Annotated in this window: 23 protein-coding genes; 12 read left to right on the top strand and 11 right to left on the bottom strand. The window is 70.0% G+C overall.

Going from position 1 to position 22,358, the window contains the following annotated elements:
• Position 1 precedes the first annotated feature (1 nt).
• Together H4281_RS33075 and H4281_RS33070 are read right to left on the bottom strand one after the other, a co-directional pair.
• Positions 2–871, bottom strand: coding sequence for a glycosyltransferase family 2 protein (locus H4281_RS33075; RefSeq protein ID WP_182894780.1), 870 nt, complete (start codon positions 869–871; stop codon positions 2–4).
• Between the two features lie 514 nt (positions 872–1,385).
• Complete coding sequence (locus H4281_RS33070) at positions 1,386–2,150, bottom strand: crotonase/enoyl-CoA hydratase family protein (RefSeq protein ID WP_182894779.1); 765 nt, start codon at positions 2,148–2,150, stop codon at positions 1,386–1,388.
• A gap of 94 nt (positions 2,151–2,244) precedes the next feature.
• On the opposite strand from H4281_RS33070, the gene H4281_RS33065 reads away from it, so the two are divergent.
• Positions 2,245–2,793 carry an HD domain-containing protein gene (locus H4281_RS33065; protein WP_182894778.1) on the top strand — a complete coding sequence of 183 codons (549 nt, stop codon included), beginning with the start codon at positions 2,245–2,247 and terminating at the stop codon, positions 2,791–2,793.
• A gap of 85 nt (positions 2,794–2,878) precedes the next feature.
• The gene (locus tag H4281_RS33060; protein ID WP_182894777.1) at positions 2,879–3,313 is read left to right on the top strand and encodes a L,D-transpeptidase; all 435 of its coding nucleotides are present in this window, start codon (positions 2,879–2,881) and stop codon (positions 3,311–3,313) included.
• Here the strand turns inward: H4281_RS33060 and H4281_RS33055 are convergent, their stop codons facing one another.
• Together H4281_RS33055 and H4281_RS33050 are read right to left on the bottom strand one after the other, a co-directional pair.
• Positions 3,314–4,471, bottom strand: coding sequence for an NAD(P)/FAD-dependent oxidoreductase (locus H4281_RS33055; protein WP_182894776.1), 1,158 nt, complete (start codon positions 4,469–4,471; stop codon positions 3,314–3,316).
• Entirely contained in the window at positions 4,468–4,785 is a 318-nt protein-coding gene (locus H4281_RS33050) for a bifunctional 3-phenylpropionate/cinnamic acid dioxygenase ferredoxin subunit (protein ID WP_182894775.1), read from the bottom strand. Before H4281_RS33050 ends, H4281_RS33055 begins: the two co-directional genes overlap by 4 nt.
• Before the next feature lie 280 nt (positions 4,786–5,065).
• On the opposite strand from H4281_RS33050, the gene H4281_RS33045 reads away from it, so the two are divergent.
• Positions 5,066–6,187, top strand: coding sequence for an aromatic ring-hydroxylating oxygenase subunit alpha (locus tag H4281_RS33045; protein WP_182894774.1), 1,122 nt, complete (start codon positions 5,066–5,068; stop codon positions 6,185–6,187).
• Positions 6,188–6,205: 18 nt separating this feature from the next.
• Here the strand turns inward: H4281_RS33045 and H4281_RS33040 are convergent, their stop codons facing one another.
• Both H4281_RS33040 and H4281_RS33035 read right to left on the bottom strand, forming a co-directional pair.
• Positions 6,206–6,577: a nuclear transport factor 2-like protein gene (locus H4281_RS33040; RefSeq protein WP_182894773.1), complete on the bottom strand. Its 372-nt coding sequence runs from the start codon at positions 6,575–6,577 to the stop codon at positions 6,206–6,208.
• A gap of 100 nt (positions 6,578–6,677) precedes the next feature.
• Positions 6,678–7,340, bottom strand: a complete 663-nt coding sequence (locus tag H4281_RS33035; protein WP_182894772.1) for a GntR family transcriptional regulator — start codon at positions 7,338–7,340, stop codon at positions 6,678–6,680.
• Between the two features lie 71 nt (positions 7,341–7,411).
• Here H4281_RS33035 and H4281_RS33030 point away from each other — a divergent pair, with 71 nt between their 5' ends.
• From H4281_RS33030 to H4281_RS33000, 7 genes are read left to right on the top strand one after another with little or no spacing between them, the layout of a single operon-like run.
• Positions 7,412–8,656, top strand: a complete 1,245-nt coding sequence (locus tag H4281_RS33030) for a sarcosine oxidase subunit beta family protein (RefSeq protein WP_182894771.1) — start codon at positions 7,412–7,414, stop codon at positions 8,654–8,656.
• An 8-nt stretch (positions 8,657–8,664) separates the two neighbouring features.
• A complete protein-coding gene (locus H4281_RS33025) occupies positions 8,665–8,943 on the top strand; it encodes a sarcosine oxidase subunit delta (RefSeq protein WP_182894770.1) in 279 nt (92 codons plus the stop codon).
• Positions 8,940–11,717 (top strand): FAD-dependent oxidoreductase, encoded by a 2,778-nt coding sequence (locus H4281_RS33020; protein WP_182894769.1) that lies wholly within the window; start codon positions 8,940–8,942, stop codon positions 11,715–11,717. The genes H4281_RS33025 and H4281_RS33020 overlap by 4 nt, the downstream gene beginning before the upstream one ends.
• Positions 11,707–12,258, top strand: coding sequence for a sarcosine oxidase subunit gamma (locus H4281_RS33015; protein ID WP_182894768.1), 552 nt, complete (start codon positions 11,707–11,709; stop codon positions 12,256–12,258). Before H4281_RS33020 ends, H4281_RS33015 begins: the two co-directional genes overlap by 11 nt.
• Entirely contained in the window at positions 12,255–13,100 is an 846-nt protein-coding gene (purU, locus tag H4281_RS33010) for a formyltetrahydrofolate deformylase (RefSeq protein ID WP_182894767.1), read from the top strand. The genes H4281_RS33015 and purU overlap by 4 nt, the downstream gene beginning before the upstream one ends.
• Before the next feature lie 19 nt (positions 13,101–13,119).
• Positions 13,120–15,543 carry a GcvT family protein gene (locus tag H4281_RS33005; RefSeq protein WP_182894766.1) on the top strand — a complete coding sequence of 808 codons (2,424 nt, stop codon included), beginning with the start codon at positions 13,120–13,122 and terminating at the stop codon, positions 15,541–15,543.
• A 17-nt stretch (positions 15,544–15,560) separates the two neighbouring features.
• Entirely contained in the window at positions 15,561–16,043 is a 483-nt protein-coding gene (locus H4281_RS33000) for a hypothetical protein (protein ID WP_182894765.1), read from the top strand.
• A gap of 266 nt (positions 16,044–16,309) precedes the next feature.
• Here the strand turns inward: H4281_RS33000 and H4281_RS32995 are convergent, their stop codons facing one another.
• From H4281_RS32995 to H4281_RS32985, 3 genes are all read right to left on the bottom strand, one after another.
• Entirely contained in the window at positions 16,310–17,167 is an 858-nt protein-coding gene (locus H4281_RS32995) for a phosphotransferase (RefSeq protein ID WP_182894764.1), read from the bottom strand.
• 15 nt (positions 17,168–17,182) lie between these two features.
• A complete protein-coding gene (locus tag H4281_RS32990; RefSeq protein ID WP_182894763.1) occupies positions 17,183–17,653 on the bottom strand; it encodes a glycine-rich domain-containing protein in 471 nt (156 codons plus the stop codon).
• 133 nt (positions 17,654–17,786) lie between these two features.
• Positions 17,787–18,038 (bottom strand): hypothetical protein, encoded by a 252-nt coding sequence (locus tag H4281_RS32985; RefSeq protein WP_246412482.1) that lies wholly within the window; start codon positions 18,036–18,038, stop codon positions 17,787–17,789.
• Between the two features lie 90 nt (positions 18,039–18,128).
• Between H4281_RS32985 and H4281_RS32980 the strand changes: the two genes are divergently transcribed.
• The gene (locus tag H4281_RS32980) at positions 18,129–19,250 is read left to right on the top strand and encodes a helix-turn-helix domain-containing protein (protein ID WP_182894762.1); all 1,122 of its coding nucleotides are present in this window, start codon (positions 18,129–18,131) and stop codon (positions 19,248–19,250) included.
• A gap of 266 nt (positions 19,251–19,516) precedes the next feature.
• Positions 19,517–20,305: an aldo/keto reductase gene (locus H4281_RS32975; RefSeq protein WP_182894761.1), complete on the top strand. Its 789-nt coding sequence runs from the start codon at positions 19,517–19,519 to the stop codon at positions 20,303–20,305.
• 300 nt (positions 20,306–20,605) lie between these two features.
• On the opposite strand, the gene H4281_RS32970 is transcribed toward H4281_RS32975, so the two are convergent.
• Together H4281_RS32970 and H4281_RS32965 are read right to left on the bottom strand one after the other, a co-directional pair.
• Entirely contained in the window at positions 20,606–21,292 is a 687-nt protein-coding gene (locus H4281_RS32970) for a substrate-binding domain-containing protein (protein ID WP_182894760.1), read from the bottom strand.
• 89 nt (positions 21,293–21,381) lie between these two features.
• The gene (locus H4281_RS32965) at positions 21,382–22,317 is read right to left on the bottom strand and encodes a 3-methyladenine DNA glycosylase (RefSeq protein ID WP_182894759.1); all 936 of its coding nucleotides are present in this window, start codon (positions 22,315–22,317) and stop codon (positions 21,382–21,384) included.
• Between the last annotated feature and the right edge of the window lie 41 nt (positions 22,318–22,358).

Here is a 22,358-nt window from a genome sequence, read left to right as displayed (position 1 = left end):
CTCAGTCCGCCATCGCCAGGACGCATTGGGCTTCGTCCGTGCAGAGCACGTACGCCGGGCCGCGCACGGTGCGCGCCCGGTGGGCGGCGAGCTGCGAGAGGTTGCGCAGGCCGTCGCGCACAGCGTGCAGTTTCACGTCCCCGCCGCGGATCCGGTACTCGATCGGTGTTTCGCCGCACCGGAAACCGCGGACGTAGGCGTCGTTTTTGATCTCCTGCGAGAACGGCATCCCGCCGGACCGGATGTCCAGGTGCTGCCAGACGTGGCGGCGGAACACCCACATCCCGGACTGCGAATCCCGGAACGGCGAGCGGAAGAAGAACCGGCTGATCAGCGTCAGCACCCGGTTGCCGATCCGGTGCGACGGCTTCATCGCCTCGCGGTTCTCTGGGCCGAGCCGGTTGGTGGACAGGAAATCGAGCTGCCGGTCGGCCATCGTGCCCAGCAGCCCGGGCAGGTGGTCGAACGGGTAGGTGCAGTCCGCGTCTCCGGTGGCGATCACGTCGCCGGTCGCGGCGGCGAAACCCGCGTGATAGGCGTGCCCGTACCCGCGCACGGGCTGCACGATCACGCGTGCGCCGAGCGCGGCGGCCACCTCGCCGGTCCCGTCGGTCGAGGCGTTGTCGACCACGATCACCTCGAGTTCGCAGCCGAGGGACGCCAGGCCGGAGTACGGGATCGTGGCCAGCACCCGCGGCATGTTGACCCGCTCGTTCAGCGCGGGGATGACGATGGACAGCTTGCGCGGCCGGGGTCTTTCGGCGCAGGCGCCGCGGCTGGCGGTCCGGAGGCGGCAGCAGGGCCCGGCGGCCGGGCGGGAAGCGGTGTCGTCCGACGGCGAGGAGCTGGCGCGCTCGATGTTCGACGTCATGGAGGAACCTCGGTTCTGGTCTTGTGCTCGGCGGGGGAAGGAGCACGGGCACGGCCGGGTCCGGCGGCGGGAAACGCCGATGGCCCGGCCTCGTCAGGCCGGGCGGTCGGCGTCCGCCGGCGGGGGCCTGCCGGCGACGGGTCGGGGGGCGGGGTTGTGTTGTAGCGGCGGGCGGTGCGAACGCGTGCGAGCGCGCTTCGGCGCCCGGCCTGGTATCTGTATCGATGCCGAGCGCCTGGGCGCAACGTGTGTTTAGCGCATTTTTCGTTCGCTCGTTCGGACCCGGTGCTGAATGCGGCCGCGAGAATAATCGGTCGTCGCAGGTAATGGTGACCGGTGCGCAAAAAACCGAAAGGGATTCGCGTGCGGTTTCACTCGTTCAGCCTAGTCCGGAACAGCGGGGCGACGGAGCCGAAAAGACGGCATCGACCCGTATGGCCGCTATGTCCGCATGCTGTCCGCGCTTGCTTGGACGCGGGTATATGCCTTGCGGTGCACCGGTAATCGGACGCGACTAGTTCTCGAACGCCCCGTGCCTGCCCGCGCCCGCCGCGAAACGGGCGGCACCCGCAACGGTATCCGATTTCAGAGACTGAATCCCGTGCCGGAATTCGTTTTCCAATGCGGATTCCTCGCTCAGCGACTCGCTTTCCAGCAATGCCGCCCGGTCCTCGCGCAAGCAGGTCTGCGGAAATGCGGCGAGTTCCCGGGCGAGCGCGATCGCGGCGGGCAATGCCTGCCCGGCGGGCACGACGCGATTCGCCAATCCGATCCGGTGCGCTTCCGCCGCGTCGACCGGGCGCCCGGTGAGCACCAGGTCGAGCGCGTGGCTCCGGCCGATCAGCCGCGGCAGCCGCACGGTGCCGCCGTCGATCAGCGGGACGCCCCAGCGGCGGCAGAACACTCCGAACACCGCTGTCTCTTCGACGATCCGGAGGTCGGCCCAGATCGCCAGTTCCAGCCCGCCCGCGACGGCATGGCCGGACACCGCCGCGAGCACCGGCTTGCGCAGCCGCAAGCGCGTCGGTCCCATCGGGCCGTCGCCGTCCGGTTCGGTGCGGTTGCCGCGGCCTTCGCTCACCGCTTTGAGATCCGCGCCGGCGCAGAAAGTCCCGCCGACGCCGTACAGCACCGCGACCGCGGCGTCCGAGGCGTCGAAGTCCCGGAAGGCGTCGGCCAGCGCCTCGGCGGTGGCGCGGTCGACGGCGTTGCGGCGCTCCGGCCGGTTGATGCCGATGGCGGCGACCGGGCCGTCGTGCTCGACCAGCACAGTGCTCACGCGGGGCCTCCTGGGGACGAAGCGGCTGTCCGGGCAGCATGCCACGCCCCGTAGGCTCCGGCACCGGAATCAGCACCGGGAAGGGGAGTGCGGAATGGACGGCCTGGCCGCGTTCGGGTTCGAACTGGGGGTGCTCAAGCGGATCCGCCGCGCGGGCTGGTGGCAGGCGGGGGTCCGCGATCCGGAGTCGGTGGCCGAGCACAGCCTCCGCGCGGCGCAGTTGGCCGCGCTCCTCGCCGCCGAGGAAGGCGCGAACCCCGAGCGCGCGGCGTTTCTCGCGCTGTGGCACGACACCCAGGAGACCCGCACCGGCGACCTGCCGCATACCGCCACGCCGTACCTGACGAAGCCGGAGCCGCGGGCGATCACGGCGGACCAGACCGCGGGCTTGCCGCGTGCGTCGGCGGAAACCGTGCAGTCAGCGGTAGACGAGTACGAAACGCGCGAGTCGCCCGAAGCGCGGTGCGCCAAGGACGCCGACAAACTCGAGATGCTTTTCCAGGCTCTCGAATACCGCGCGACCGGAGTCTCCACAGTGGACGAATGGCTCGCGTCGGCGCAGGCCGGGCTCTTCACCGAAACCGCCCGGCGCGTCGCCGAAGCCGCACTGGCGACCTCGCCGCTGTCCTGGCGGCCTCGTTAGGGATCACCCACATGGGCGCACTTTTGGTTTAAGGCTGTCCTCCCTGGGAAAGATCCAAAGAACGACCATCTCGGGGAGGCACAGGATGAACCGGAAACTCACGGCAGTGCTGGCCAGTATCGCGGCGATGGCGGCGACGATCGGATTCGCGGCGACAGCGGACGCGGCGGGACCGCCGTGCGGCCCCAAGGCGAAGGCGTGCCTGAAGCTGTCCGCGAACACGGCGTGGCTGATGAACAACGGCAAAGTCACCCGCGGCGGGGTGCGCGTGACCGTCGGCAAGCCCGCGTACCCGACCCCGGTCGGCACGTTCCGCGTGCAGTACAAGGACATCGACCACTACAGCAAGCAGTTCCACGGCCCGATGCCGTACTCGGTCTTCTTCACCAACACCGGGGTCGCGTTCCACCAGGGCAGCCTGAAGGTCCAGTCGCACGGCTGCGTCCACCTGTCGCACGCCGACGCGGTGGCGTTCTTCAACACGCTGCAGCCGGGCGACGTGGTGCAGGTCGTGCGGTAATCACCCGACGGGCATCGGCCGCCGCAGCGCTTGCCGGCGCAGGCGGCCGAACCCTCGCGGGTTGTTGAGGCCGAACACCGCCACGGTCTGGCCGTCGCGGTGATAGGTGGCCAGGAAGGACTCGTCGTCCGGACCGCCGTCGGCGAAGCGCACCTCGTCCTCCGGCGAAGGATGCCCGGCGAGCTGGAGGGTCCCGGCGTACTGATCCGACCAGACGTAGCCGCTCGGCTCGTACTCCCGGACCACCTGCCCGGCCAGCAGATTGGCGACCGCGACCGAAGCCTGTTCGGCGGCGTTCGTCCAGTGCTCGTGCCGGATGCCCGCCGGTCCGTAGGCCGCGACGTCGCCCGCCGCGACCACGTTCGGCAGCGAAGTGACCAGACCGGCGTTGGTGCGCACGCCGTTGCCGGCCGCCAGCCCCGAGCCGTCGAGCCATTCGACCGCCGGAACCATGCCGATCCCGGCGACGACCACGTCGGCGGGCAGAGTTTCGCCGGTCTCCAGCCGCACCCCGGTGACCCGCCCGTCGAGGGTGGAAAGCCCGGCCACCGAAGCGCCGCAGCGCAGGGTGACGCCGTTCCGGTCGTGCAGCCGCGCGCAGATCGACCCGAGTTCCGGGCCCAGCACCCGCGCCATCGGCGTCGGCAGCGCCTCCAAGACGGTGACGTCCAAGCCCAAGCCGTTGCACGTCGACGCCACCTCGGCCCCGATGAACCCGCCGCCCACGATCACCACGCGCGCACCGGGAATCAGCTCCTCGCGCAGGGCGAGTGCGTCGTCCAAGGTGCGCAGAACATGAACTCCGGCAACGGACTCCGTGCCCGGCAAGGCACGAGCGCGTCCGCCAGTTGCCAGGATGACGCCGTCCGCTTCCAGCTCCCCGTCGGACAGAACGAGGCGGCCGGTCGACGGGACGAGCCGTTCCGCGCGGGTCCCGAGCCGGACGTCCAGCGAGGCGAGATCGTCGGCGTCGAGCAGGTCCAGCGACTCGCGCGACGCGGATCCGGCCAGGAAGGCCTTCGACAGCGGCGGCCGGTCGTAGGGGAGATGCGGCTCCTCGCCGACGAGCACCACGCGGCCGTCGAACCCCTGGGCGCGCAGCTCCTGCGCGGCGCGGGCGCCGGCGAGCGAAGCGCCGACGATCGCGACCGTTTTCACGCAGCGTCCTCGGCGGCGTCGGCGAGCACGTAGATCACGCCCTCGTCGACCTGCACCTGGTACGTGCGCACCGGCTGCTTGGCCGGCAGGCAGGACGGCATCCCGGTGCGCAGGTCGAAGAGCGCCGCGTGCAGCGGGCACTCCACGAAGCAGCCTTCGAGCCAGCCGTCGGCCAGCGACGCGTCCTGGTGGGTGCAGGTGTCCCCGATCGCATACAGCTCGCCGTCGGCGTTGAAGACGGCGATGGGCTCGGGCCCCGCGATCCGGACGGACTCGCCCGGGGGCAGCTCGTCCACAGTGCACGCGCGCAGCATTGATTCCTCCGAAGCTGGGGATTGTTGCGTATTGAGGAACACCCGACGTGATACGCAACAGAGTCTGGGCGTGCCGGAGGGGTGCCGTCAAGAGGTTCCGGGGTGGAGTTTTGCGGAGCGAAGTTCCGGATGAAAGCCCTGGTCGAGGGCGGTTCCCGCGAACGGGTGCGGTGCCGGGAAGGGTGCTTGACAGCGCCCCGGCTGAGCCTCATCTTGTTCCGGAGAGGGCAACAAGACGCGTAATACGCAACTACGATCGTGTGCGAGAGGAGCCCTGCCGGTGACCGCTATCGACCTCCCGCAGAGCCTGCTGCCGACTCTGCCCGGGCCGCACTACACCGACCCGGCGGTCTTCGCCCGGGAGCAGGAGCGGATCTTCGAAGCGGGGTGGTTCTGCGCGGTGCGCAGCGCCGACCTGCCGTCGCCCGGCTCGTTCGAAACCGTGCAGGTCGGCCGCGAAAGCGTGCTGATCGCGCGCGGCCGCGACGGGGCGTTGCGCGCGTTCCTGAACGTGTGCCGCCACCGCGGCGCGCGGTTGTGCACCGACGAGAAGGGTTCGGTGAAGCGCGCTTTCCAGTGCATGTACCACGCCTGGACCTACGGCCTCGACGGAAAGCTCGTCGCAGCCCCGAATCTGACCGGCATGCCGGACGTCGACCGTGTCGAATACGGCCTGACCGCGGTGCACCTGCGCGAATGGCTCGGCTACGCCTGGGTTTGCCTCGCCGAAGAAGCACCGTCCTTTGCCGACACTGTGCTGGCCGACGTGAGCGCGCGGCTCGGCGGTCCGGGCGAGATCGAGGCGTACGGGATCGAGAATCTGTCGCTGGGCCGGCGCATCGAGTACGACGTGCGCGCGAACTGGAAGCAGATCATCGAGAACTTCATGGAGTGCTACCACTGCGCGACGATCCATCCTGAGCTCACCGAGGTGCTCCCGGAGTTCGCCGACGGGTACGCCGCGCAGTATTTCGTCGGCCACGGCGCGGAATTCGGCTCGGACGTCACCGGGTTCACGGTGGACGGCGGCGACGGCCTGCAGCGTTTGCCGGGCGTCGGCGAGCACCAGGACCGCCGGTACTACGCGATCACGATCCGGCCGCAGGTGTTCGTGAACCTGGTGCCGGACCACGTGATCGTGCACCGGATGTTTCCGCTGGCCGCCGACCGCACGCTGGTCCGCTGCGACTGGCTGTACCTGCCGGAGGTGGTGGAATCGGGCGCGGACCTCGATCGTTCGGTGGAGCTGTTCCACCGGGTGAACCAGCAGGACTTCGAGGCGTGCGAACGGTGCCAGCAGGCGATGGGCTCGCGCGCCTACGCCCGCGGCGGCGTGCTCGTGCCGAGCGAACACCACATCGGCGAGTTCCATGCCTGGGTGCGGGCGCGGACCGGGGATTAGCACCCGCGCCCGCGCCGGTCACGGCTGGATGTCCATCTCCGGGCCGATGTACTCGCGCACGCGGACCGCTTTCCCGTCCTTCGCCTCGACGATCTGGACGAGGTGCAGCTTCACCGGGTTGCCGCCGACCTCGATTTCGACGGCCGCCTCGTTGAAGAACCCTTTTTCGGTGAAGGTGACGCCCACCGGGCGGAAGTCCGGCACGGGCCCGTCGCCCGCCCGCTCGTGCACGGCGGCGACCGCCTCGGACACCGTGACCCACTTGTCGTCGGCGCTGTGCCACACGGGACAGTCCTTGACGCAGATCTGGAGGAAGAGGTCGATGTCGGCCAGTGCCTTCACCCAGTTCTCGGCGAGTTCGGCGGTGGCCTGGTCTGGTGTGGTGCTCATCGGCTCGCGGTGCCTTCCGCTCGGGGATCGATTCCCCGATGCTGCCGGGACCCCAGCGGCCGGAGTGTCCAAGTTCCCGGACACTCCGGCCCCGTTCCGGTCAGATCAGCGCGCGGATCGCTTTCTCGAAGCCGGTCACGTGGTCGAGCGTCAGCGCCGAAGCCTTCTTCGCGTCCCCCTCGGCGATCGCCGTCAGCAGCGGCGAGTGCTCGTCCACGTGCCCGGCCATGCCTTGCAGCCGGGGGAGGAACACGCACCAGATCCGGGTCGCGAGATTGTCGTAATGAATCAACGTGTCCTCGAAGAACGGATTGTGCACGCAGGCGTAGATCGCACGGTGGAGTTCGAGGTCGGTGCGCAGGAGGTCGGCGTTTTCCCTTGGCGTTGCCGAATCCAGCTGATCGCGGAGCCGGACCAGGCGGGCCCGGTCCTCGTCCGTCGCCCGCGTGGCGGCGGACGCGGCGGCCGTCGGTTCGAGGGTGCGCCGGACCTCGGAGATGTGCGCGAGGTCGGAGATGTTGACGTCCGTGGCGAACGTGCCGCGACGCGGGTACGCGACCACGAGCCGTTCGGTTTCGAGGCGCTTCAACGCTTCCCGGATCGGCGTGCGGCCCATCTCGAGGACGCTGCCCGCCCATTCCTCGTTGATCGGGTCGCCCGGCTTGATGTCGAGCATGACGAGACGGTCGCGCAGGAACTCGTAGGCGCGTTCGGCCAGCGACGGGGCGGCGGCCGGGATGACGTGGTTGACCGGGGTGCTCACCCGCCTTACTCTACAGCGAAGATTGATATATCAGTAGTCGACCAGTTGTCCGATACGGGAGGCCAGCCGGAATGACCACGACGGACCAGCCTCGTCCCCCGGGCGCGGACCTTCCGGACCACCCGGATTTCCTGTGGCGGGACCCGGAGCCGCGGCGCGCGTACGACGTCGTCGTGGTGGGCGGCGGCGGGCACGGCCTCGCGACCGCGTACTACCTCGCCAAGGTGCACGGCATCACGAACGTCGCCGTGCTGGAGAAGGGCTGGCTCGCCGGCGGGAACATGGCCCGCAACACCACGATCATCCGTTCCAACTACCTGTGGGACGAAAGCTCCGGCATCTACGAGCACTCGCTCAAGCTGTGGGAAGGCCTCGAGGAAGACCTCGGCTACCCGATCCTGTTCAGCCAGCGCGGCGTGCTGAACCTCGCGCACAGCCTGCAAGACGTCCGCGACAGCGTGCGCCGGGTGAACGCCAACCGGCTCAACGGGATCGACGCGGAATGGGTCGGCGCGGACGGGGTCAAGGAACTCTGCCCGATCGTCAACACGTCGCCGGACGTCCGGTACCCGGTGCTCGGCGCGACCTACCAGCCGCGGGCCGGAATCGCCAAACACGACTACGTCGCTTGGGGTTTCGCCCGCGCGGCGGCAGGGATGGGCGTCGACCTCATCCAGAACTGCGCGGTCACCGGCATCGACACGCGGGACGGCAAGGTGGTCGCGGTCGAAACCAGCCGGGGCCGGATCGCCGCCGGGAAGGTCGCGCTGTGCGCGGCCGGGCACAGTTCGGTGCTGGCGAAGATGGCCGGGATCGACCTGCCGCTGGTGTCGCATCCGCTGCAGGCGCTCGTGTCGGAACTGCTCGAACCGGTGCACCCGACGGTGGTGATGTCGAACGCCGTGCACGTCTACGTTTCCCAGGCGCACAAGGGAGAACTCGTGATGGGCGCGGGCATCGACTCCTACGCCGGCTACGGCCAGCGCGGCGCGTTCCACATCATCGAGGACCAGATGGCCGCCGCGCTGGAGCTCTTCCCGGTGTTCGCGCGGGCGCACCTGCTGCGGACCTGGGCGGGCATCGTCGACGTCACCCCGGACGCGTCGCCGATCGTCGGGCTGACCCCGGTGGAGAACCTGTATCTCAACTGCGGCTGGGGGACCGGCGGGTTCAAGGCAACGCCGGGGGTCGGCGACTGCTTCGCGCACACCGTCGCGAAGGGGAAGCCGCATCCGTACGCCGAACCGTTCACCCTCGACCGGTTCACCACCGGCGCGCTCGTCGACGAGCACGGCGCCGCCGCCGTCGCGCATTAGGAGCCACTGTGCAGCTGATTCCCTGCCCCTGGTGCGGTCCCCGCGAGGAGACCGAATTCCACTACGGCGGCCAAGCCCACGTCGCGTACCCGGCGGAACCGGCGGCGCTGTCCGACGAGGAGTGGGCGAAGTACGTCTTCTTCCGCGCCAACCCGAGCGGGCCGCTCGCCGAGCGCTGGACGCACAGCGCGGGCTGCCGCCGCTGGTTCAACGCCGTCCGCGACACCCGCACCCACGAACTCGCGGCGGTCTACCGCCTCGACGAACCCCGGCCGGTGATCCCATGACCTTCCGCCTCCCCAGCGGCGGCCTCGTCGACCGCGACACCTTGCTCCAGTTCACCTTCGACGGCCGCGAGCTCACCGGCCATCCGGGCGACACGCTCGCGTCCGCGCTGCTCGCCCACGGCGTGCACCAGGTCGCGCGGAGCGTCAAGCTCGGCCGCCCGCGCGGCATCATGGCGGCCGGTGTCGAAGAGCCGAACGCGGTGGTGCAGCTGGAAAAGCCGTTCCCCGAACCGATGCAGACCGCGACCACCGTCGAGCTGTACGACGGCCTCGTCGCACGCAGCCTCTCCGGCCAGGGCCGGTTGGCGACCGAACCGGACCCCGCGAGGTACGACGCGAAGCACCTGCACTGCGACGTGCTCGTGGTCGGCGCCGGCCCGGCCGGTCTGGTCGCGGCCCGCACGGCGGCGCGAGCCGGAGCCCGGGTCGTGCTCGTGGACGACCAGCCCGAGCCCGGCGGTTCGCTGCTCGGCTCGAACGAATACGTGGACCTCAAACCCGCCGTCGAATGGGCTCGCGCGATCGCCGACGAACTCCGCGCGACGCCGGACGTGGAAGTACTCGACCGGACCACCGCGTTCGGTGCCTACGACGACGGTTTCGTCCTCGCCGTGCAGCACCGGACGTCCGGCGCGGCCCGGCAGCGCGTGTGGCGGATCCGTGCGAAGCAGACTGTCCTCGCGACCGGCGCACACGAACGTCCGATCGTCTTCCCGGACAACGACCGTCCTGGCGTCCTCCTCGCCGGTGCCGCCCGGACCTACCTCCACCGCTACGGCGTCGTCCCCGGCCGTCGCGCCGTCGTGTTCACCATGGACGATTCCGCCTACGCCACGGCGATCGACCTCGCCGACGCTGGCGTGGAAATCCCGCTGGTGGCCGATGTCCGCCCGGCAGCTCCGGAAAACTGGGCCGCCGCCTGTGCGGAACGGGGCATCGAGATCCGCACCGAGGCAGCAGTGACAGGGACGGAAGGAAGCGGGCGCGTCACCGGCGTGCGCGTTGCCGGAGACCTGATCCCGTGCGACACGCTGCTGGTCTCGGGCGGCTGGACCCCCGCGGTCCACCTGTTCAGCCAGCAGCGTGGTGCCCTGCGCTACGAACCCGCACTCGGCGCATACCTTCCAGACGGCGACCTCCCGACCGCACGCGTGGCAGGCAGCGCGAACGGCACCTTCGACTTCGCCGGCTGCGTGCGAGAAGGCCGTGCCGCCGCCGCGAAGGCCCTGGGCGAAGCACCGGCGGACATCCCGCTCCCGGTCTCCGACGCACCGCCGCGCGAACTGGCCCCCGCCGTCCAATGGCAGATCCCCGGCACGGAGTCCGATGTGGACACCCGTTTCGTGGACCTGCAGCGCGACGCCACCGTCTCCGACGTCCTCCGCGCCACCGGTGCGGGCCTCGCCTCACTGGAGCACGTCAAGCGCTACACCACCATCGGCACCGCACACGACCAGGGCAAAACCTCCGGCATGCTCGCCGCCGGGATCACCGCCGAAGCCCTCGGCGCCGACCTCGCGGACCGCCGCCCGACCACCTACCGTCCGCCGTACACGCCGGTCGCCTTCGCCGCGCTGGCCGGTCGCAACCGCGGCGAACTGCACGACCCGATCCGCGTCACCGCCCTGCATTCCTGGCACGTCGAACACGGCGCGGAGTTCGAGAACGTCGGCCAGTGGAAACGCCCGTGGTACTACCCGCAGCCGGGGGAGGACCTGCACGCCGCTGTCCGGCGCGAATGCCTCGAAGCCCGCACTGACGTGGCCATGATGGACGGTTCCACCCTCGGCAAGATCGACGTCCAGGGCCCGGACGCCGCCGAATTCCTCGACCTGCTCTACACGAACCTGATGAGCACGCTCAAGGTCGGACGCATCCGGTACGGCGTGATGTGCGGCATCGACGGCATGGTGATCGACGACGGCACCGTCATCCGCGTGGCCGAGGACCGCTTCCTCGTCACCACGACCACCGGCAACGCCGCGATGGTGCTGGACTGGATGGAGGAGTGGCTGCAAACCGAATGGCCGCACCTGCGCGTGTTCGCCACCTCGGTCACCGAGCACTGGGCGACCGTCGCGCTCGTCGGCCCGCGTTCGCGCGAGATCCTGGCCGGGCTCGCGCCGGAACTGGACGTCAGCAACGACGCCTTCGGCTTCATGGCCTGGCGCGACGCCGAAGTGGCCGGAATCGCCGCGCGGGTGTGCCGGATCAGCTTTTCCGGCGAGCTCGCGTACGAGATCAACGTGCCGTCCTGGTACGGCCTCGCGCTGTGGGAAGCGTTGGCAGCACAGGGAATCACGCCGTACGGCACCGAGACTATGCACGTGCTGCGCGCGGAGAAGGGCTACCCGATCATCGGCCAGGACACCGACGGCACGGTCACTCCCCACGACCTCGGCATGGGCTGGGCGGTGTCCAAGAAGAAGGCCGACTTCCTCGGCAAACGGTCCTTCTCCCGGGTGGAAAACCAGCGGCCGGACCGCAAACAGTTCGTCGGCCTGCTGCCGGTCGATCCGACCGTGCTGCTGCCGGAGGGCGCGCAGATCATCGAGACCGCGCACGTCCCGCGCCCGCCGGTGCGGATGCTCGGCCACGTCACCTCCAGCTACCCGAGCGCCGCGTTGAACCGCACCTTCGCGCTCGCTCTCGTCCGCTCCGGCCGGGAACGGATCGGGGAGACCCTGTACGTCCCGGTCGGCGACGAGGTGGTTCCGGTGACGGTGACCGAATCCGTGCTCTACGACAAGGAGGGGACCCGCCGTGACGGTTAAGACCCTGTCTCCGCTCGCAGACCACGCGGGTCTGCTCGCCAGCTGCGCACCGGCCGTGCTCGCCGAAGAACGCCCGTTCGTCTCGCAGCTGAACGTCCGCATCCGCGAAGGCCACGACGCCGCGGCAGCCGTCCTCGGCACCGCGCTGCCGAAGGCGTGCCAGTTCACCAGCGGCATTGGCGACGTCCTCTGGCTCGGCCCCGACGAATACTTGGTGCTCGGCGCTCCCGAAGGCACCGAAGAAGCGCTGCGGGAAGCGATCACCGTCGGCGCGGTGACCGATGTGTCCGCGCAGCGCACCACCGTGCAGCTCGCCGGACCGGCGGCCCGCGACGTCCTGGCCCACGGCTGCGCCATCGACCTCCACCCGAAGGCCGCGCCGCCGGGCACCTGCGTCCAGACGCTGTACGCCCGCACCGGAATCGTCCTGCTGGTGCGGGAAGCGGGCGAGTTCACCGTGCTCGTGCGCCAGTCGTTCGCCCCGTATTTCGCCGCCTGGCTCGCCGACGCGGCACTGGAATACCGAGAGGAGGAGTCTTGACCCAGTTCACCTTGACCCTGCACTGCCCCGAGCGCTCCGGGATCGTGCACGCCGTGACGACGTTCCTCGTGAGCAACGGCTGCGACATCGTCGAGCACCAGCAGTTCGACGACGACGTGCACGGGGAACTGTTCCTGCGCACCGAGTTTGCCTGCACCGGACCGGCCACTGTGGACGATCTCACCCGCGAGTTCGACCTCGTGGCCCGGGACTACGCCATGCGGTACCGGTTCTCCGACCGCACCCCGGACCGGCTGCTGGTGATGGTGTCCAAAGCCGGGCACTGCCTCAACGACCTCCTCTTCCGCTGGCGCGCGGGCGCGCTCGGCGCGGAAATCGCGCTCGTGGCGTCCAACCACGAGGACCTGCGCCCGATGGCAGAGGCCGCCGGACTGCCGTTCGTGCACATCCCGGTCACCCCGGCGACCAAGCCGGAAGCCGAACAGCGGCTGCTGGACCTGGTGCGGGAACACGACATCGACCTCGTCGTACTGGCTCGCTACATGCAGGTCCTCTCGGACGAGCTGTGCCAGAAACTGCAGGGCCGCGCGATCAACATCCACCACTCGTTCCTGCCCGGCTTCAAGGGCGCGAAACCGTACGCGCAGGCCTACGACCGGGGCGTCAAGTACGTCGGCGCGACCGCGCACTACGTGACCCCCGAACTCGACGAGGGCCCGATCATCGAGCAAGAGGTGCAGCGGGTCGACCACTCGCACTCGCCGCGCGCGCTCGCGACTGTCGGCCGCGACGCCGAAGCGCTCGCGCTGTCCCGTGCGGTGCGCTGGCACTGCGAGCGGCGCGTTCTCCTCAACGGCAACCGGACCGTCGTCTTCCGCTGACCTATCCCAGGGAGTTCTCATGACCCGTGTCGTGATCATCGGCGCCGGAATCGTGGGCGCGAACCTCGCCGACGAACTGACCCTGCGCGGCTGGACCGACGTCACCGTGCTCGACCAGGGACCGCTGCCGCTGACCGGCGGTTCGACGTCGCACGCGCCGGGGCTGGTGTTCCAGACCAACCCGTCGAAGGCGATGACCGAATTCGCCGGCTACACCGTCGCGAAACTGCTCGACCTCGGCTGTTTCCACCAGGTCGGCGGGATGGAGGTGGCCAGCACCGCGGCGCGGTGGGAGGACCTGAAACGCAAGCACGGCTGGGCGACGTCCTGGGGCGTCGAAGCGCGGCTGATCGACCCGGACGAGTGCGTCCGCCGCTGGCCGATGCTCGACCGGAACCGGATCTTCGGCGCGCTGTACGTCCCGACCGACGGGCTCGCCGTGGCCTCGCGCGCGGTGGACGAGCTGATCAAACGGGCTTCCTCGCGCGGCGCGCGGTTCGTCGGCTCGACCCGCGTGACCGGCATCGAGCAGGCGAACGGGCACGTCACCGGTGTCAAGACCGCCGACGACGTGGTCCCGGCCGACATCGTGGTGTCCTGCGCGGGATTCTGGGGCCGCGAGATCGGCGAGATGGCGGGCATGACCGTGCCGCTGCTGCCGCTCGCGCACCAATACGCGAAGACGGGTCAGCTCGCCGAACTGGCCGGCGCCGATCCGGTGCACCCGGCGCTGCCGATCCTGCGTCATCAGGACCAGGACCTGTACTTCCGCCAGCACGGCGACCGGCTCGGCATCGGCTCGTACGCGCACCGCCCGATGCCGGTGGACAAGTTCGCCGAACCCGGCGAGGTGACCGCGTCCGCGATGCCCTCGATGCTGCCGTTCACCGAGGACGATTTCGCGCCGTCATGGGAGGAAAGCAAGCTCCTGCTGCCCGCGCTCGGCCAGACCAAGGCTGAGGAGGGCTTCAACGGCATCTTCTCCTTCACTCCCGACGGCGGCTCGCTGGTCGGCGAATCCGCGGACGTGCGCGGATTCTGGATTGCCGAGGCCATCTGGGTCACGCATTCCGCGGGCATCGCGAAGGCCGTCGCGGAATCTATTGTGGACGGACGCTCCGAAACCGACCTGCACGAGCTGGACGTGCACCGGTTCGAGGACGTCCAGCTGGCCCCGGAGTACATCCGCGAAACCGCGCAGCAGAACTTCGTGGAGATCTACGACGTGCTGCACCCGCTGCAGCCCCGGCTTTCCCCGCGCGACCTGCGGGTCAGCCCGTTCCACGCCCGCCAGCGCGAACTGGGCGCGGTGTTCCTGGAGGCGGGCGGCTGGGAACGGCCGCACTGGTTCGAGGCCAACGCGTCGCTGCTGAAAGACCTGCCGCACGACTTCCTCCCGCCCGCGCGCGACGCCTGGGCCGGGCAGTTCCACTCGCCGATCGTGGCGGCCGAGGCCTGGCACACCCGGAACCGGGTCGCGATGTACGACATGACCCCGCTCAAGCGCGTCGAGGTCAGCGGGCCGGGTTCGCTGGAGTTCCTGCAAGGGCTCACGACGAACCAGCTGGCGAAGTCGGTCGGCTCGGTGACCTACACGCTGATGCTCGACGACGCGGGCGGCGTCCGCAGCGACATCACCGTGGCGCGCTTGGAACCGGAGCTGTTCCAGGTCGGCATCAACGGCAACATCGACGTCGCGTACCTGCGCGGCCGCGCCCCGGAAGGCGTCCGGGTCGTGGACACCACCGGCGGCACCTGCTGTGTCGGCGTGTGGGGCCCGCTCGCCCGCGACCTGGTGCAACCGCTGTCGGCGGAAGACCTTTCGCACACCGGGCTCAAGTACTTCCGCGGCCGCCGTGCGCGGATCGCCGGGGTGCCGGTGACGATCCTGCGACTGTCCTATGTGGGCGAACTCGGCTGGGAGATCTACACCTCCGCGGACAACGGCCAGCGGCTCTGGGACGCGCTGTGGCGCGCCGGGCAGTCCCTGGGCGTCATCGCGGCCGGGCGCGGCGCGTTCAACAGCCTCCGGCTGGAAAAGGGCTACCGGCTGTGGGGGACCGACATGACCACCGAGCACGACCCGTACGAGGCCGGGGTCGGGTTCGCGGTGCGCCCGGCGAAGGGCGAGTTCGCCGGGCGGGCCGCCATCGAGGGCCGCAGCGAAGAGACCTCGGCGCGGCGGCTGTGCTGCCTCACCGTGGACGACGGCCGGACCGTCGTGCTGGGCAAGGAACCAGTCTTCGTGGACGGCGCCGCGACGGGTTACGTCACGAGTGCGGCCTACGGCTACACGATCGGCCGCCCCATCGCGTACGCCTGGCTGCCGGGTGCGGTGGAGATCGGCGACCAGGTGGAAATCGAGTATTTCGGACGGCGCGTCGCCGCGACTGTGGCCGCGGAACCGCTGGTCGACCCCGGGATGGAGCGCATCCGGCGCTGAGCGGAAGGAAACCCGACATGCGGGACCAGATCGTGAGCGACTTCCTGAACACCCTCGCCCGCCCCGCGATCCCGGCTCCGGCCGGGGCGACAGTCGCGGCCCTCGCCCTCGCGCAAGCCGCGGCACTGCTGAGCCGAGCGGCCGGCGGCGACGCCGAGGCGGACCACCTGACGCGGCATGCGTTGCGGCTGGCGGAGATCGACGCCCACGCCGTCACGCACGACGTGCCCGACCGCGCCCAGCCCGCCGCGGACGTGGTCGCGGCGGCAGCGGAGGTAGTCCGGGTGGCGGAACGGCTGCTGTCCATTGTGGACCCGGCGGCGTTGCCGGACGTCTCCGCGGCGGCGGAAATGGCGCGTTCGTCCGCGACGACCGCACGAGTCGCCGTCGAGGCCCGGCACGGCGTCCCGCTCGCCGCGGAACCGGACGAGGTCGCCGAGAGAGCCGCCCGGGTCACGGAGGCGGTACGGGTCCGTGAAGGACTCCTGGAAGGAATCTGATTCCCTCAAGGGGCCCTTTGCGGCTATGGAGGTGCTGCAACGCCCTGACCTGGGGGCACCGATCGGCGAGCCGCGGTGATCCTGCTGTTCATTGTGGACCTCATGCTCCGCGAGATGACAGCGACCGGGAAACCCTTGTCCGGCATCAAAAGCGGCGAAATTCGCGGCATCCTCAGCGATCTTATGGTGACGGAGCCGGCTCGCCGTCGGCTGCGCATCGACGGTCAGCGCGCACCCTTGCGCAGTGACAGCGTGCAATTCCGGGATCAAGAGCCCAGTCGGTGCCGGACGTGCTGCCGGGCAATGTCGGTGAGCCCGGGAAACGCGCTGCGGTAGGCCCACATTCCGAAGATCAGCACCGCGTATGCGGTCACTGCGTCGGTGGGGGCGTCTCTGTACGCCGGGATCGCGTTCGCCCATTCTTCGGCCTGTCGCGGGGTGTGGCCGTCGGCGACGAGCCGCAGCACCAGCGCAGCCGGGTCAAGCCATGGCGCGCCGACGCTAGACCATGCCCAGTCGACAACCCGCGCGCGGTCGGAGACGAGGATGTTGAGCGGGTGCATGTCGCCGTGCACGAGGCTGTTCCCGTTGACGGCCTCGATCCCGCGTCGCTCCCAGTCCAGCAGTTCCGGCAGGTGGGCCTTGTCCCAGCTGTCAAGTTCGCGGTCCGATTTGGACAGTCGACGCCACGGGACGGACCATGCCCACTGGTCCGTGGACCGCTCCAGTTCGACGGGGGACGGGGTTAGCTCCCGCGTCATCGCGGCTACGGTCTCGGCGACCATCGGGAGGTCCGGCGAGCCCGGCGCGAGGCTGGGGTGATGCCCGGTGACGGCCTCGAATCCGAGCACGTGCCACCCGTCGGCGGTCACTTCCCAGAGGAGACGCGGCGCAGCAGAGTTCGGCCGGGCCCCGACCCGTGCTTCCGTCTGCTGCGCCCGCGCCCGCCGTGTGCCGGTCTGGACGCCCTTGACGAAGCAAGGGCCGTGCGCGGTCTGGAGCGTTGCCAGGAAATCGGAGTTCCGTCCGTTGCCCGGGGAAACCGTCGCGGCCACGGCGCCCGTCCGTTCTTCGATCGCTCGCCGGACGGCGGCGGGAAGGTTCGCCCATTCCTGGCTGACCATGTCTGCCTCTTCGGCCTAACTCCGCGCGGGAGACGGGGGCGGGTCGTCGGTGCACCCGTTCTTGCACTGGGAGCACTTGGCGCACTTCGCCGCGCCAGTGAACCACAGGGGATCGTCCACCACGAACCCCGCCGCCCGGATGGCGTCGGTGGTTCGGCGCATCATGTCGACGGGCCGAACGTCCCCGGTTTCGTCGCTGTCATTCGGGACGTGGTGGATGAAGCCTCCGGAAATCCGCTCGCAGAATTCTGCGTATTCGTGCGTGTGCAGAATGAACGTGTGCCATCCGATGTCGACGGTTTCGCTCGGTGCGAGGGGGCGGCTGGTCCGGGCGCACGCCGCGAGGAACGCAAGCGCCTGGTCCATGATTTGTCCCGCGTACTCCAGAGAAACGACGTTCTCTTTCGAGATGCGGGCCCGGAGCCTGCGGAACAAGCCCTCCGGGATGAGCCCCTGCCCGGTCAAGTCCTCTGCCGCAACACTCATCTGCGAATATCCTTCCGATCTCATCGAATCCGTTGCCTTCCGTGCTGACGGAAACCCGGCGGTCTTTTCGTTGCCGCGTAGGGAACCCGGCCAGTGCTGAGCGTGTCGGGGAACGTCTGCAGCGGCCGGGCGATCAGGGGAGCGCGCGCGGCAGCGGCGTGGCCGCGAGGCACCTCATGCACGGCGTCCTGGCGGACCCGTCGCACCATTCCAGGTCGCCGGTCCAGAACTCCGCGCCGCAGAACGCGACTATGCGGCCGGGATAGTTCGCCGGTTCCGGGAACACGTGCATGACGCGGAACGTCTCGCGGACCGTGCCGGGAAGCGGTCTCCCCAGCATGATTCGCGCGGTCATCGTCTGCCTCTCGTGTCCGTACCAGCCCATGCCCTCTACCTTCGGGACCAGCCGGACCGATGAACAGACGTTTGCCGTCTACCGTCGTCTACAGTCAATGGCGAGCACAGGGGGCGACGGATGGACGACCTCGCAGCACGGCTCCGGCGCGCACGCACCGATGCCGGGATGAGCCTCGCGGCCTTAGCTGCCCGTACCCACTTCAGCAAGCCACTGCTCGGGTTGCTCGAAACGGGGAAACGCACGATCAGCCCAGAACACGTAGTCGCCTACTCCCGTGCCCTGTGCGTGCCAGTGACGGCCCTGTACGGGTCCCCGGACGACCCGTTGCGCGTCGCGCACGAATGGCTGTTGTCCGAGACCCCCGCGGCCCGGCATGCGGCCGCCGGGCGACGCGTCGGCCCCAGCCTCGCCACCGAACTAGAGGAACGCGTTGTCGAACTGCGCCATCTCGACGATGTGATCGGCGGGGGCGACCTCATCCCGCTCGTGCGCCGCGAACTCGCCGACGCCGAACGCGTAGTGAACGAAGCCAGCTACGACGACGGCACCGGCCGCCGCCTGCTCACCGCAGTCGGCGAACTCGCGCAGCTCGCCGGATGGGTCGCCAGCGACGCCGGACAGTACGCCGAAGCGCAGCACGTGTACCTGTCCGGCGTGTCCGCCGCCCGCGACGCCGGTAACGGGCCGCTCGCCGGGCAACTCCTGTCCAGCCTCAGCTACCAGATGGCGAACGTCGGCGACCCGGCCGACGCGGCGCTGCTTGCCCGGTCCGCCGTCGCCGGGGCCCGCGACGCCACCCCCGTAGTCCGCGCGCTGCTGCTCGAACGGGTCGCGTGGGCATCCGCCCGGTCCTGCGACACCGACGGCACCCGCCGCACCCTCGACGCCGTAGACGACGCCTACGCCGCCCGCAGCACCGGCACGGAAGAACCGGAATGGGTGTACTGGCTCGACCCGAACGAAATCGACGTGATGGCCGGACGCTGCCTCATCGAACTCGGCGAACCGGCACGCGCCGAACCGTTGATCACCCACGCCGTGGACGCCTACGCGCCGGAGCACTCCCGGGAAGTGGCGCTCTACCGCACGTGGATCGCCGAGGCGTACGCCCGCTCCGGCGAACTCGACGCCGCCCGCTCCGCCTTGCGCGCCGCCCGCAAGGCAGGCGACGGGGTCAACTCGGCCCGGCTGGCCACCCGCGTCGAACAGGTCGCCCGGCTCGTCGGGGCGGACGCGTGACCGGCGTCCCGGTGCGAATCCGGCACAGACGACAACCGCGAACAGCCCTCGGCGCAGACAGACGTTGAGGGCTGTTTTGGCTGTTCAAACGGGTGCAGCTAGCGAACCCGCAGGTCAGTGCTACCCCCTGCCGCAAGGGGCCCCTGCACGGACGTCGGGCGGCGGATTGCGGCAGGGGGCGCGAGCGGCGGCTGGCGGGCAGTGGCAAGATCTGCGGTGTTCCCCAGGAGACCCGTCCCCGAGAACACCGCAGTGAGGATCGCCGCATGCCTGTGCCGCCCCTGCTCACTCTGAACAACTCGGTCGCCATCCCGCAGCTCGGACTCGGCATGTACCAGGTCCGGCCCGACCACGTCGCGAAAGTCGTCGCGACGGCGTTCGAAGCCGGCTACCGCAGCATCGACACCGCCGCGATGTACGGCAACGAAGCCGAGGTCGGCGCGGCGGTCCGGGAGTCCGGGCTGCCGCGCGAGGACGTCTTCGTGACCACGAAGGTCTGGAACACCGACCACGGCTACGACAACACCCTGCGCGCGTTCGACCGCAGCGCGGAGGCGCTCGGCCTCGGCCCGGTCGACCTGTACCTGATCCACTGGCCGAAACCGGAGCTGGACCGCTACGTCGAAACCTGGCGCGCCCTCGAACTGCTGCTCAGCGAGGGCCGCGTCCGGGCGATCGGCGTGTCGAACTTCGGCGTCGACCACCTGCGCCGCCTGCTCGACGAGACCGACGTCGTCCCGGTGGTCAACCAGGTCGAACTGCACCCGTGGCAGCAGCAGGCCCCGCTGCGCGCGTTCCACGCCGAGCACGGCATCGCGACCGAAGCGTGGAGCCCGCTGGCCCGCGGCCGGAACCTGAACGACCGGGTGATCACGGCGCTGGCCGCGAAGTACGGGAAGACGCCCGCCCAGCTGGTGCTGCGCTGGCATCTGCAGCTGGGAATCATCGCGATCCCGAAATCGGCGACCCCGTCGCGGATCCGGGAAAATGCCGAGGTGTTCGACTTCGAACTGGCCGAGGACGACCTGCTGGCCCTGGCCGAACTCGACTCGTGAACGGCGGTGCCGGTGAGAACCGGCACCGCCGTTCACGAGGCACGCGTTCCCACCGTCTCGACGCCGACCCCGCTGGGCCGTCAGCTCCGGCGGCCCGTGCTCCGCAGCCGCCTGGCCAGAGCACGGTCGCGGTGAAGCCGCGCGCCCCCGACTACGCCACCGCGTCCCAGCCCAACCGAGGGCGAAAGCGGTGCGAAGACGGTCAAGCCGCGGATGTCTCTGCGGCTCCGGGAGCCCGCCCCGGATACGCCGCACCGCCCCAGCCCAGCCAGGGCGGAGGCGGTGCCGGCAGATCCGGATTCAGGAAGCGCGAATGCCCGCTGCCGCGAAGTCGGCCAGCTGGGCCGGTTCCTTGAGGAACGCCCGGAAGCTCTGCGTGCCGCGTTGCTGGACCTCGTCGATCGACTTCCCGGACAGGCCGACGAACGGGTAGTCCGCGGGCGGCCCGGAGCCGATCGGCATCGCGGGGGAGCCGATGACGTCCGGCTTCGCCTTCGAGAGCTGGGTGACCCAGTACGACGATTCGGGGATCCAGCCGTCGGGCAGGCCGCCGATCGTGTCGAGCGAGGCCTTGCCGGTGAGCGCGTTCAGCACGTCGGAGGCGGGCTTGCTCTGCACGGCGACGTGCACACAGCTGCCGTGCACCTGGGTGAGGTCCTGGTTCCAGCGCGCCGCCGCGGCCTCGACCGGCTTGGTGATCTGCGGGGTCACCACGATCCGGACGTCGGTGCGGCCGCCGTTGCAGCTGGCGGCCTGCGCCTCGGCGCGGTTGTTGAGCACGCTGTCGGCCCAGTTCCAGCCGACCACGCCGAGCGTGGCCAGCACCACGAGCCCGAGCGCCACGAGAGGCCACTTCGCGATCCGCCGGCGAGGCGCCTTCTTGGCGACGATCCGGTGCGACCCGGTCGTCTCGCTGCGGCCGGCGGGCCGCTTCGGCGGATCGAGAGGGTGCGGCACCGGCTCCTCGGGCAGGCTGTGACGCCCCATCGTTGTCCTTTCGTGACATGCACAACACACTCAGTTATGCAATCGAACCGTTATCACTCTATCAGGCCAGCGACCTGCGGTGAATACCGTTACGCAGAGTTGTCAGCTCCACGAGCGGGCGACTCCGGCACGGGGTCCGGCGGCCGGGCCGGGTCGGCGAGAAGATCGCGGCAGAGGCCGATGAGGCGGGCCCGCAGCGGCGCGGCCCGCTCGGCGAATCCGGCCTGGGCGCGGGCGTAGGAGGCCCGCCCCTCGGCGGTCTCGATCGGCACCGGCCGGTAGCCGTAGTCCGCTAGATCGTACGGGCTGGCCCGCATGTCCAGTTCACGGACGTCCGCGGCGAGCGCGAAACAGTCGCCGACCAGTTCGGCGGGCACGAACGGATCGAGCTTGTAAGCCCACTTGAAAAGATCCATGTTCGCGTGCAGGCAGCCCGGCTGCTCCAGCGCGACCTGCGATTCCCGGGTCGGCTCCAGCGTGTTCCGCGGCCGCGCCGGACCGGTGAAGAACCGGAACGCGTCGTAGTGCCCGCACCGGATGTCCATCGATTCCACGACCTCGTCGGTCCCGGCCGAGCCGAGCCGCAGCGGGACCTGCGCGTGCCGCACCGAGTCCGCGGGCTCGCGGTAGACCATGGCCCATTCGTGCAGCCCGAAGCAGCTCAGCCGCGGCGCCCGCGACGCGGTGGCCGACAGCAGCTTCAGCACGAACTCGGCGGTGCGCGCCCGGCGGCCGGTGAAAGCCGCCGGGTCGAGCATCACTCCGGCCGCGGTCTCGACGTAGGCCGGACGCTCGAGGAACCGCCGCGCGGACGCGCCCGCGAGCACCACCCCCGGACCCGGCTGCCAGCGTTCGAGATGCCCCGGCCGATGCGAGTAGTAGGTGAACAAAAAATCCAGGACCGGGTGCTTTTCGCCCCGTGCCCGGCGTTCCTGGTGCGGCCCGGTCCACGCGCGCATCCGCTCGGCGTGCGCTCGCTCCCGGGACTGCCAGTCCTCCTCGGCGAGCACGACCCGCGCGCTCATGCCGCCGCCTCCTCGACGAGTGACACGCTGGTCATGCGGGA

The sequence above is a fragment of the Amycolatopsis dendrobii genome (assembly GCF_014145675.1).
GTDB classification, from domain to species: domain Bacteria; phylum Actinomycetota; class Actinomycetes; order Mycobacteriales; family Pseudonocardiaceae; genus Amycolatopsis; species Amycolatopsis dendrobii.
Note: the sequence above shows the minus strand (reverse complement) of the source record. Positions and strands in the feature narration are given on the sequence as shown.